General features: G+C 71.9%; 11 protein-coding genes. 1 reads left to right on the forward strand and 10 read right to left on the reverse strand.

Annotated features, from left to right (window positions below; translation table 11 throughout):
- The 3 genes from Q7W29_08315 to Q7W29_08325 form a co-directional block, all read right to left on the reverse strand.
- A partial coding sequence (locus tag Q7W29_08315; GenBank protein MDO9171821.1) for an NAD(P)(+) transhydrogenase (Re/Si-specific) subunit beta occupies window positions 1-1,282 on the reverse strand: 1,282 nt, incomplete at its 3' end.
- An 18-nt stretch (window positions 1,283-1,300) separates the two neighbouring features.
- Entirely contained in the window at window positions 1,301-1,582 is a 282-nt protein-coding gene (locus tag Q7W29_08320; protein ID MDO9171822.1) for an NAD(P) transhydrogenase subunit alpha, read from the reverse strand.
- On the reverse strand, window positions 1,582-2,754 hold the full coding sequence (locus Q7W29_08325; GenBank protein MDO9171823.1) for a Re/Si-specific NAD(P)(+) transhydrogenase subunit alpha: 1,173 nt from the start codon (window positions 2,752-2,754) through the stop codon (window positions 1,582-1,584). Before Q7W29_08325 ends, Q7W29_08320 begins: the two co-directional genes overlap by 1 nt.
- 188 nt (window positions 2,755-2,942) lie before the next feature.
- Here Q7W29_08325 and Q7W29_08330 point away from each other — a divergent pair, with 188 nt between their 5' ends.
- On the forward strand, window positions 2,943-4,022 hold the full coding sequence (locus Q7W29_08330) for a hypothetical protein (GenBank protein MDO9171824.1): 1,080 nt from the start codon (window positions 2,943-2,945) through the stop codon (window positions 4,020-4,022).
- A gap of 4 nt (window positions 4,023-4,026) precedes the next feature.
- Here Q7W29_08330 and Q7W29_08335 read toward each other — a convergent pair whose 3' ends face one another.
- The 7 genes from Q7W29_08335 to Q7W29_08365 form a co-directional block, all read right to left on the reverse strand.
- On the reverse strand, window positions 4,027-4,350 hold the full coding sequence (locus Q7W29_08335; GenBank protein MDO9171825.1) for a metal-sulfur cluster assembly factor: 324 nt from the start codon (window positions 4,348-4,350) through the stop codon (window positions 4,027-4,029).
- A 1-nt stretch (window position 4,351) separates the two neighbouring features.
- On the reverse strand, window positions 4,352-4,825 hold the full coding sequence (locus Q7W29_08340) for an SUF system NifU family Fe-S cluster assembly protein (protein MDO9171826.1): 474 nt from the start codon (window positions 4,823-4,825) through the stop codon (window positions 4,352-4,354).
- Window positions 4,822-6,030 carry a SufS family cysteine desulfurase gene (locus Q7W29_08345; GenBank protein ID MDO9171827.1) on the reverse strand — a complete coding sequence of 403 codons (1,209 nt, stop codon included), beginning with the start codon at window positions 6,028-6,030 and terminating at the stop codon, window positions 4,822-4,824. The genes Q7W29_08340 and Q7W29_08345 overlap by 4 nt, the downstream gene beginning before the upstream one ends.
- Window positions 6,031-6,113: 83 nt before the next feature.
- A complete protein-coding gene (sufD, locus tag Q7W29_08350) occupies window positions 6,114-7,454 on the reverse strand; it encodes a Fe-S cluster assembly protein SufD (GenBank protein ID MDO9171828.1) in 1,341 nt (446 codons plus the stop codon).
- The gene (sufB, locus tag Q7W29_08355; protein MDO9171829.1) at window positions 7,447-8,871 is read right to left on the reverse strand and encodes a Fe-S cluster assembly protein SufB; all 1,425 of its coding nucleotides are present in this window, start codon (window positions 8,869-8,871) and stop codon (window positions 7,447-7,449) included. The genes sufD and sufB overlap by 8 nt, the downstream gene beginning before the upstream one ends.
- Window positions 8,868-9,662: a Fe-S cluster assembly ATPase SufC gene (gene sufC / locus Q7W29_08360; GenBank protein MDO9171830.1), complete on the reverse strand. Its 795-nt coding sequence runs from the start codon at window positions 9,660-9,662 to the stop codon at window positions 8,868-8,870. The genes sufB and sufC overlap by 4 nt, the downstream gene beginning before the upstream one ends.
- A 5-nt stretch (window positions 9,663-9,667) precedes the next feature.
- The coding region (locus tag Q7W29_08365) for an Rrf2 family transcriptional regulator (protein ID MDO9171831.1) at window positions 9,668-10,127 on the reverse strand (460 nt) is incomplete at its 5' end.

Consider the following 10,127-nt stretch of genomic DNA (forward strand, 5'->3'; position numbering starts at 1 on the left):
TCGGGATCCCCGCGAACCCGGGGCTCAGCGAGCGCTTGACCACGACCACGGTCTGGGCCTTGTCCGCATCGATGATCGGCATGCCGGCGATGGGGCTGGTCGGGTCGGTGCGGGCCGACGGGTTGATCACGTCGTTGGCGCCGACGACCAGGCAGACGTCGACCTGCGACATCCCGGAGTTGACCTCGTCCATCTCTTTGAGTTTGTCGTAGGGGATGTCGGCCTCGGCCAGCAGGACGTTCATGTGCCCGGGCATGCGGCCGGCGACGGGATGGATCCCGAACTCGACGGTGATGCCACGCGCCTCCAGCAGGTTGGCCAGGTCGCGCACGACGTGCTGGGCCTGCGAGACGGCCAGGCCGTAGCCGGGCACGATGAGCACGCGCCGGGCGGTATCGAAGAGCATGGCCACCTCCTCGGGCCCGGCGGCCTTGACCTTGCCGCCGTAAACCTGGTCGGCGCTGGGTCCGTCCGCACCCGGCCCGAGCGAACCGAACAGCACGTGGGACAGCGAGCGGTTCATGGCCTTGCACATGATCTGCGACAGGATGATGCCCGAGGCGCCCACCAGCGAGCCGGCGATGATCAGCACGTTGTTCATCAGCACGAAGCCCGTGGCGGCCGCCGCGATGCCGGAGTAGGAGTTCAGCAGCGCGATCACCACGGGCATGTCGGCGCCGCCGATGGGGATCGTCAGCGTGACCCCCAGCACGAAGGACGCGGGCACGATGATCCAGTAGGCGGCCGTGGACGACGGGTCGGCGGTCAGCCAGGCCACGCAACCCAGCACGCCCAGGCCCAGCAGCGCGTTGAAGGCCTTCATGCCGCGGAAGCCGAGCTGCCGGCCGGGGATCACCCCGGCGAGCTTGCCCCAGGCGACCAGCGAACCGGTGAAGGTCACCGCACCGATCAGGCCCGACAGGCCGGTCGAGACGGTCATCCGCACGTCCGGATCCCGCGTGATCATGAACGCCGTGCCGGCCACCAGGACCGAGGCCAGTCCGCCGAAGCCGTTGAACAGGGCGACCATCTCCGGCATCTGGGTCATCTTGACCCGCAACGCCGTCACGGCGCCCACCAGCGCGCCGATCAGCGAGCCGACGATGATCCACGTGTAGGACAGGCCCTCGGCCAGCAGCGTGACGACCACCGCCAGCAGCATGCCCCAGGCGCTGATCAGGTTGCCGCGCACCGCGGTGCGGGGGTGGGCCATGCCCTTGAGCCCCAGGACGAACATCACCGAGGCCACGACGTAGGCCAGGTTCACCCAGCCCGCCTCGATCAGGAAGGTGTTCACGCCCTACCCCTTCCTCTTGAACATGCCCAGCATGCGATGGGTGACCAGGTAGCCGCCGACGACGTTGATCATGGCGAAGGCCACGGCCGCGACGGCCAGGACGGTGGCCAGCGCGTCGTTGTCGGCACGCGTGGAGATGACCGCCCCGATCAGGGTGATGCCCGAAATCGCGTTCGATCCGGACATCAGCGGCGTGTGCAGGGTCGGCGGGATCTTGGTGATGATCTCGAAGCCGACGAAGATCGCGAGCACGAAGACGGTGATCGCAGCGACGAGCGCGTCCATCAGGCCTGGCCTCCTTCCGCGCCGCCCGTGCCGAGCAGCTCGCGGATCCGGGGATGGACGACCGCGCCGCCGCGGCACAGCAGGGTGCCGGCCGTGACCTCGTCCGCGAGGTCGATCGCGAGCGCGCCGTCCCTGAGCAGGGACTTCAGGAAGGTCTCCACGTTCTTGGCGTACATCTGGCTGGCGTGGAAGGGCTTGCGCGAGACGAGGTCGGTGTCGCCGAGGATGGTGACGCCGTGGGCGACGACCGTCTCGTCGGCCCGCGTCAGCTCGCAGTTGCCGCCGCGCTCGGCGGCGAGGTCGACGACGACCGAGCCCGGCGCCATGGCCGCGACCATCGCCGCGGTCACCAGCACCGGCGCCTTCTTCCCCGGGATCGCGGCGGTCGTGATCACCACGTCGTTGCGCGCAACCACGGCCTGCATCTGCTCCTGCTGGCGGCGCAGGAACTCCGCGCTCTGCTCCTTCGCGTAACCGCCCTTGTCCTCGGCGCCCGCGGTCTCCAGCTCGAATTCCACGAACTTGGCGCCGACGCTCTGGACCTGGTCGCGCACCGCCGGCCGCACGTCGTAGGCTTCGACGACCGCGCCGAGCCGCTTGGCCGTGGCGATGGCCTGCAGGCCCGCCACGCCGACGCCCACCACGAAGACCTTGGCCGGAGCCAGGGTGCCGGCGGCCGTCATCAGCATCGGGAACAGCCGGGGCAGGCGGGCGGCGGCCTCGAGCACGGCTTGGTAGCCGGCCAGGGTCGCCATCGACGACAGCACGTCCATGCTCTGGGCGCGCGTGATGCGCGGCACCAGCTCCAGCGCGAAGGCGGTCACGCCGCGCTCCGCCAGCCGGGCGACCGTGCCGGGGTCGCCCAGCGGGTCGTGCATCCCGATCAGCGTCTGGCCGGACCGGATCCGCGCCAGGTCGGCCGCGCCGCCGTCGGGGGCGGCCCCGGGACCCCGGACCTGCAGCAGGACGTCGGCCGCGGCGAACACCTCGTCGCGCGCGACGAGCCGGGCCCCTTTGGCGACGTAATCGGCGTCGGGATAGCCCGACGCGTCGCCGGCGCCCCTCTCGACGACCACCTCGAGGCCGGCCTTGACCAGCGCCTGCACCGCAGCCGGCACCAGCGCCACGCGGCGCTCGCGCGGCGCGGTCTCCCTGGGAACGCCGACGATCATGTCGCCCTCCTGTCGGGACGGTTCGGAGCCATGGCAGCCACAATGAGGATCAGAATAGTCCTGGACCCACGCACCGCCACCCCGACAGCCGTCGCCGAGCTCCGCGGCGGGGCTTGGTGCCGACGACGACCCGTGCTAGATTGCGACAGGAAAAGTCCTGTAACCCGTCGCGCCCCCAGGAGGACCCGATGCGCCCCTTCGGCCTGACCGCCGCCCGATCCCTCGCCGCCATCCAGCTCGCGGCGCTCCTGCTGTCGTCCGCGACCGCCATCGCCGCGGGTCCCCTGCCCAGGGTGCACCTGCCCGACCCGCGCGAGCGGCACTTCTCGCTGCTGACCATGCTGACCGACGGGGGCGAGAACGCGGAGGCCTACTTCAGCTACGATTCGCGGCGGCTGGTCTTCCAGACCACGCGGCCGCCTCACGCCTGCGACCAGATCATGATCATGCCGGCCGGGGGCGGGAACCCCGAACTGCTGTCCTCGGGCGAAGGCCGCACCACCTGCGCCTACTTCACCGCCGACGGCCGTTCGATCATCTACGCCACCACGGATCTGGCCGGCCCCGGCTGCCCCACGCCGCCGGACATGAGCCAGGGCTACGTGTGGGGCGTCTTCGGCGACTACGACATCGTGAAGCAGGACCTCGACGGCGGCGACGTGGTCCGCCTGACCGACACCCCCGGCTACGACGCCGAGGCCACGATCTCGCCGGACGGCTCGCGCATCGTCTTCACCTCGGTGCGCGACGGCGACCTGGACATCTACACCATGGACCTCGACGGCGGCGACGTGCGCCGCCTGACCACGACCCCCGGCTACGACGGCGGCGCCTTCTTCTCCCCCGACGGGAAGCGGATCTGCTACCGCTGCCTGCACCCCGAGCCCGGCCCCGCGCTCGACGACTACCGCGCCCTGCTGGCGCAGGACAAGGTGCGCCCCTCGCTCATGGAGATCTGGGTCATGAACGCCGACGGCACCGACCAGCGGCAGGTCACCGACCTCAAGAGCGCCTCGTTCGGCCCCTTCTTCCACCCCGACGGCAAGCGCATCATCTTCAGCAGCAACTACCCCGAGCCGCGCGGCCGCGAGTTCGACCTGTGGCTGGTCGGCGACGACGGCGGCGGCCTGGAGCGGGTCACCTACGCGGAGGGGTTCGACGGCTTCCCGATGTGGGCGCCCGACGGCGGGACGTTCGTCTTCTGCAGCAACCGGCACCAGGGGGCGCCGGGCGAGACGAACGTGTTCGTGACGAAATGGCGGGAGTGAGCCGCTAGTCCCAGATCCCCAGCTCGGCCTTGACGTCCTCGGTGGCGTCGGCGCGCGGGTCCCAGGGCGGGCTCCAGACCAGGTCGACCTGGCAGTTGCGCACCCCGGGCACCGTGAGGCCGGCGTCGCGCGTGGCGGCCACGATCTGCGGGCCCAGCGGGCACATGGGGCTGGTCAGGGTCAGCTCGATGGTGACATCGCCCGTCTCGTCCTCGACCTGCACGCCGCGCAGCAGCCCCAGATCCACGATGGACAGGTTCAGCTCGGGGTCCATGACCGGGCGCAGGGCCTCGACGACGGCGTCGGGCGTGGGCAGGGGCAGGCTCATCTCAGGCCTCCGTGGTGGTCTCGGCCGCGACGCGGCCCTCGTGGCGGGCGACGACGGCTTCGGTCAGCGTGATCCAGGGCAGCACGGCGCACTTGACGCGCATCGGGAACTGCCGCACGCCGATCAGCGCGTCGAGGTCCCCCGGCGCAAGATCGTCGGGCAGCTCGCCCTCGGGGTCGTGCAGCACCGCGCGGAACGCGTCCGCCAGGCGGCGGGCCTCGTCCAGGGTGCGGCCGACGACCAGCTCGGCGAGGATCGAGCCGCTGGCCGTGGCGATGGCGCAGCCGCGGGTGACGACGCTGGCCTCGCGGATGCGGTCGCCGTCGCAGGCGAGTTGCAGGGTCAGCTCGTCGCCGCAGGACGGGTTCTTGCCGGCGGCCTCCGCGTCCGGATGCGCGAGCGCCGACGAGCCGCGCGGGCGGCGGTGGTGGTCGAGGATCACCTCGCGGTAGAGATCGTCCATGCCCGTGCTCATGTCCCGAACACGCTCCTCGCGTAGCGGATGCCCTCGATGAGGGCGTCGACGTCGTCGTGGGAATTGTAGAGCCCGAACGAGGCGCGCGCCGTGGCCGCGACCCCCAGGCGCCGGTGCAGCGGCTGGGCGCAGTGGTGGCCGGCGCGCACCGCGACGCCGCGGGCGTCCAGCAGTTGCGCCAGGTCGTGGGCGTGGAGCTGCGGGTCGTGGAAGCTGATCAGGCCGCCGCGCGCCGCGGGATCGGCCGGTCCGTGCAGGGTCAGCCCGCCCAGCGCCGACAGGCGCTCCCAGGCGTAGCCGGTCAGCGAAATCTCGTGCGTGCGCAGGCGCTCGACCGTGTACTCCTCGATCAGGTCCAGGGCCGCCGGGAAGGCGGCCGTCGCCGCGACGTGGGGCGTGCCCGCCTCGAAGCGCAGGGGCACCGCGGCCCAGGTGGCGGCGTCCATCGTCACGGTCTCGATCATCTCGCCACCGAACTCCACCGGTTCCAGCTGCGCGAGCGCCTCGGGCGTCCCGACCAGGAAGCCCAGCCCCATCGGGCCGTAACACTTGTGCGCGGAGAAGGCCAGCAGGTCGGCACCCAGCGCGGCGAAGCTCACCGGCAGGTGCCCGACCGACTGGGCCGCGTCCACCACGACCAGCGCGCCGCGGCGGTGGGCGGCCGCGGCGATCTCGGCCACCGGGTTGATCGTCCCCAGCACGTTCGAAACGTGGGTCAACGCCACCACCCGCGTGCGGTCGGTCAGCAGATCGGGCAGGCGCCCGAGGTCCAGCTCGCCGCCGTCGGTGACCGGGAGGTGGCGCACCACGAGGCCCTCACGCCGGGCCAGCGCGATCCAGGGCACGAGGTTGGCGTGGTGCTCCATGCCGGTGACGAGGATCTCGTCGCCCGGGCGCAGCCGGTGCGCCAGGCCGCCGGCCGCGAGGTTCAGGGCCGCGGTCGCGCCGCGCAGCGTGACGACCTGCTCGGGGCGAGACACGCCCAGGAAGCGGCCGACGCGGCGGCGGCACTGCTCGTAGAGGTCGGTGGCCTCGGCCGCCAGCGCGTGCATGCCGCGGTGGACGTTGGCGTTGTGCTCGCGGTAGTAGCGGGCCTCGGCGGCGATGACCTGCTCGGGCTTCTGCGAGGTCGCGGCGCTGTCCAGGTAGACCAGCGGCAGGCCGTGCACCGCGCGGCGCAGGATCGGGAAGCGCTCGCGGGCCAGGCCGCCGCAGCGCTCGCAGCCGTCTCGCTGGCCGGCGCAGGGCTCGACGCCGGCCGGGGCGTTCAGGGCCTGATCGCGGGGGGTCACGACGACCTCCCCTGCAGGGCGGCCAGCCGCGTCCCCACCAGGGCCTCCAGCCGCTCGCGCAGGTCCTCGGGCAGCCGGGCGAGGGTCTTCTCGAGGAAGCCGCGCACGATCAGGCGCAGCGCCTCGTCGGGGTCCAGCCCGCGGCTCTGCAGGTAGAAGACCTGCGCGGGGTCGACGGGCGACACGGTGGCGCCGTGGCTGCAGCCGACGTCCTCGTTGAGGATCTCCAGCTCCGGGATCGAGTCGGCGCGGCTGCCGGCGGACAGCAGGAGGTTGCGGTTCTCCTGGTAGGCCTCGCTGCCGCGCGCGTCCTGCTCGATGCGGATCAGGCCGGTGTAGCTGCTGCGGGCCGACCCGTCGGCGACGGCCTTGAAGTCGATGTTGCTCCAGGTGCGCCCCGCCAGGTGGCGGTGGCGCGTGTGGTGGTCGAAGCGCTGGCGGCCGGCGCCCATGACCACGCCGATCATCTCGCTGCGCGCGCCCTCGCCCGCCAGGTCGGTCGCCAGCTCGACCTTGCTGCGCTCGCCGCCGAAGGAGGCGAAGACGGTCAGCACGTCGGCGTCGCGACCGGCCCGCGCGCGGGCGGTCAGGTGCCCACGGACGCCCTCGCCCCAGGTCTGGACCAGGACGTGGCGCAGGCGGGCGCCGGCGGCGGCGTGCAGCTCGCTCGAGGCGACGACGCGCGAGCCGGCGTCGCCGCCGGTGTGCTCCTCGACGACGACGGCCTGCGCCCCCTCGCCGAGGTCCACCACCAGGCGCGGCAGCGTCGGACCGCCGGTCGCGTCGATCACCACGTGCACGGGATCGGCCAGGACCGCTCCGGGCGGCACGCCCACGTAGAGGCCGGTGTTCCAGGCCGCGCCGTTGAGCGCCTGGAAGAGGCCCTCATCGTCGTCGATGTCTCCGGTGGCGGCGCCGGTATGGTCGGAGTCGGCGCGCTCGCGGTCGGACAGCGCCGCCAGCTCCTCCTCGGCCTCGGCCAGGGGCTTGACGACCAGCCCGGCGGCCAGCGCCTTCAGGTCGGTCGCGATCAGCGGGCGCAGGCCGGCGACCATCAGCACCCGGGCGGCGGCGCCCAGCGCGTGGGGCGCGGCGTGCGGGGCGCCGGACGGCGACGGCTGCACGGCCTCCGGCAGCAGGTGCGCCGGATCGGTGAAGCGCCACAGGTGCGTCACGCGGTCCGGGTCCGCGACGGCGGCGTAGCGGCCCGCCGCGGCGCGGCGGAGCGCACAGAGGGCGGGGCTCTCCCCCGTCAGGCCCGAGAGGGCGGCGAGGTCGTCCCCGGTCAACGCCGGCCGGCGGCCGGCCGGGGCTTCGCGGTGTTCGGCGTCAGCCAACGGATCCCTCCATCTCCAGCTCGATGAGCCGGTTCAGCTCGACCGCGTACTCCATCGGCAGCTCCTTGACGAAGGGCTCGATGAAGCCGTTGACGATCATCAGCCGCGCCTTGTCCGGGTCCAGGCCGCGGCACTGCAGGTAGAAGAGCTGCTCCTCGCCCACCTTCGAGACGCGGGCCTCGTGCTCCACGCTGACGTCGCTCTCGGCGATGTCCATGGTCGGGTAGGTGTCCGAGCGGGCGCGCTCGCCGATGAGCAAGGCGTCGCACTCGACGCTCGTGCGGCAGCCGTGGGCGCCCTTGGCGATCTTCACCAGGCCGCGGTACGACGAGCGGCCGTCGTCCTTGCTGATGCTCTTGCTCACGATGCGCGACGTGGTGTTGGGCGCCGCGTGGATCATCTTGGCCCCGGCGTCCTGGTGCTGGCCGCGGCCGGCGAAGGCGATCGACAGCACTTCGCCGTGGGCCCGCTCGCCCTTGAGCACGATGGCCGGGTACTTCATGGTCAGCTTGCTGCCCAGGTTCCCGTCGACCCACTCCACCACGGCGTCCTCGTGGGCGTGGGCCCGCTTGGTCACCAGGTTGAAGACGTTGGTCGACCAGTTCTGGATGGTCGTGTAGCGGATGCGGGCGCCCTTCATGGCGATCAGCTCCACCACGGCCGAGTGCAGCGAGTCCGACGAGTAGGTCGGCGCGGTGCAGCCCTCGATGTAGTGCACGCTCGAGCCCTCGTCGGCGATGATCAGGGTGCGCTCGAACTGGCCCATGTTCTCGGCGTTGATGCGGAAGTAGGCCTGCAGCGGCACGTCCACCTTGACGCCCTTGGGCACGTAGATGAACGACCCGCCCGACCAGGCGGCGGTGTTCAGCGCGGAGAACTTGTTGTCCCGCGTCGGGATCACGGTGCCGAAGTACCGGCGGACGATCTCGGGGTGCTCGCGCAGGCCCGAGTCCATGTCCATGAAGAGCACGCCCAGCTTCTCGAGGTCGGCGCGGATCGAGTGGTAGACGACCTCGCTCTCGTACTGCGCGGTGACCCCGGCCAGGAACTTGCGCTCGGCTTCGGGGATGCCCAGGCGGTCGAAGGTCTTCTTGATCTGCTCCGGCACCTCGTTCCAGTCGGAGGTCTGCTCGCCCTTGGGCTTGATGTAGTAGTGGATGTTGTCGAAGTCGATCTCGCCGAGCATGGCGGTGTCGCCCCACGTCGGCATCGGCTTCGCCCTGAAGATGTCGAGCGCCTGGTGGCGGAGGTCGCTCATCCACTGCGGCTCGTTCTTCTTGCGCGAGATCATCTCCACCAGCTCGTGGCTGATCCCCTTCGGCGCCTTGAGGAAGTAGTCCTCGGGGTCGTGGAAGCCGTAGCGCTCGGCGTAGTCCTGGTTGATGCCGTCGAGGCCGTGCCGGGTGTCGACGTTCACGTGCGCCCCCCCTCGGCGGCGGCGGCCGCGGGCTCCAGGCCGACTTCCCGGGCGATCCAGTCGTAGCCGCGGGCCTCCAGCTCGTGGGCCAGCTCCGGCCCGCCGGCGCGCACAATGCGCCCGTCCATGAAGACGTGCACCCGGTCGGGCTTCATGTAGTTCAGGATGCGCTGGTAGTGCGTGACCATCAGCACGCCGGTCGCGGGGCCGGCCGCCTTGTTGACGCCCTCGGCGACGACCTTCAGGGCGTCGATGTCCAGGCCGGAGTCGGTCTCGTCCAGCAGGGCGAAGACCGGCGTCAGCATGAGCATCTGCAGGATCTCCAGCCGCTTCTTCTCGCCGCCGCTGAAACCGTCGTTCAGGTAGCGGGACACGAAGTCCTTCGGCACCTGCAGCTCGGCGAAGGCCGCCTGCATCTGCCGGCGGAACTCGCGCACCGGCACGTCGGCGCCTTGGCGGGCCGAAACGGCCGCGCGCAGGAAGTTCGCCACCGACACCCCGGGCACCGCGACGGGGTACTGGAAGCCCAGGAACATGCCGCGCCGGGCCCGCTCGTGCGGCGGCAGGTGGTCGACCCGCTCGCCGCCCAGGTAGATCTCGCCCTCGACCCGGTAGCCGGGGTGGCCCATCAGGGCGGACGCCAGCGTGGACTTGCCTGAACCGTTCGGCCCCATCAGGGCGTGCTTCTCGCCGGCGCGGACCTCGAGGTCCACGCCCTTGACGATCTCCTTGTCCCCCACGGAGACCCGCAGGCCGCGGCAGGAAAAGACCGCGTCGCCGTTGCTGCTCATCGTCGTCAGCTCCTCTCGGCCGCGCAGGCGGCCAGCGCCGTCGGCGGGGATGCGATCCCGCTCCCGGCGTCCGGGTGTTCCGATATTCCGGGCCACAGCGCGGTCATCTGGCGCGACACCTGTTGTTCGGTGCGGCACAGATCCGCCATGCTGGTCTCTTCCAACACGTGCGAGACCCTCGCCTCGAGGTGCCGCCACACCGAGCGCACGCCGCAGTCCCCGAGGTGGGGGCAGCGGGGGTCGTTCGGCCGGGCCGGCGTGCAGTCGCCGCCCTCCAGCAGCGGGCGGCCGAGCGCCTTCAGCACGGCCGCCACGCTGATGCCCGCCGCGGGACGCGCCAGCTCGTAACCGCCGTGCCGCCCGCGGGCGGCCACGACCACGTCGCCCCGCCGCAAGCGAGCCAGCAGCTTGGCGACCGGCGGCTCGGGCAGGCGCTCCCGCGCCGCGAGGTCGGCCAGGGTCAGC

The sequence above is a fragment of the bacterium genome (genome assembly GCA_030654305.1).
In the GTDB taxonomy this organism is placed as follows: Bacteria; Krumholzibacteriota; Krumholzibacteriia; order LZORAL124-64-63; family LZORAL124-64-63; genus PNOJ01.

What these genes read in the sequence shown, in the direction of transcription:
- Q7W29_08320 (MDO9171822.1), bottom strand. Translation starts at nt 1,582, where the DNA reads ATGGACGCGCTCGTCGCTGCGATCACCGTCTTCGTGCTCGCGATCTTC.
- Q7W29_08325 (MDO9171823.1), bottom strand. Translation starts at nt 2,754, where the DNA reads ATGATCGTCGGCGTTCCCAGGGAGACCGCGCCGCGCGAGCGCCGCGTG.
- Q7W29_08330 (MDO9171824.1), top strand. Translation starts at nt 2,943, where the DNA reads ATGCGCCCCTTCGGCCTGACCGCCGCCCGATCCCTCGCCGCCATCCAG.
- Q7W29_08335 (MDO9171825.1), bottom strand. Translation starts at nt 4,350, where the DNA reads ATGAGCCTGCCCCTGCCCACGCCCGACGCCGTCGTCGAGGCCCTGCGC.
- Q7W29_08340 (MDO9171826.1), bottom strand. Translation starts at nt 4,825, where the DNA reads ATGAGCACGGGCATGGACGATCTCTACCGCGAGGTGATCCTCGACCAC.
- sufC (MDO9171830.1), bottom strand. Translation starts at nt 9,662, where the DNA reads ATGAGCAGCAACGGCGACGCGGTCTTTTCCTGCCGCGGCCTGCGGGTC.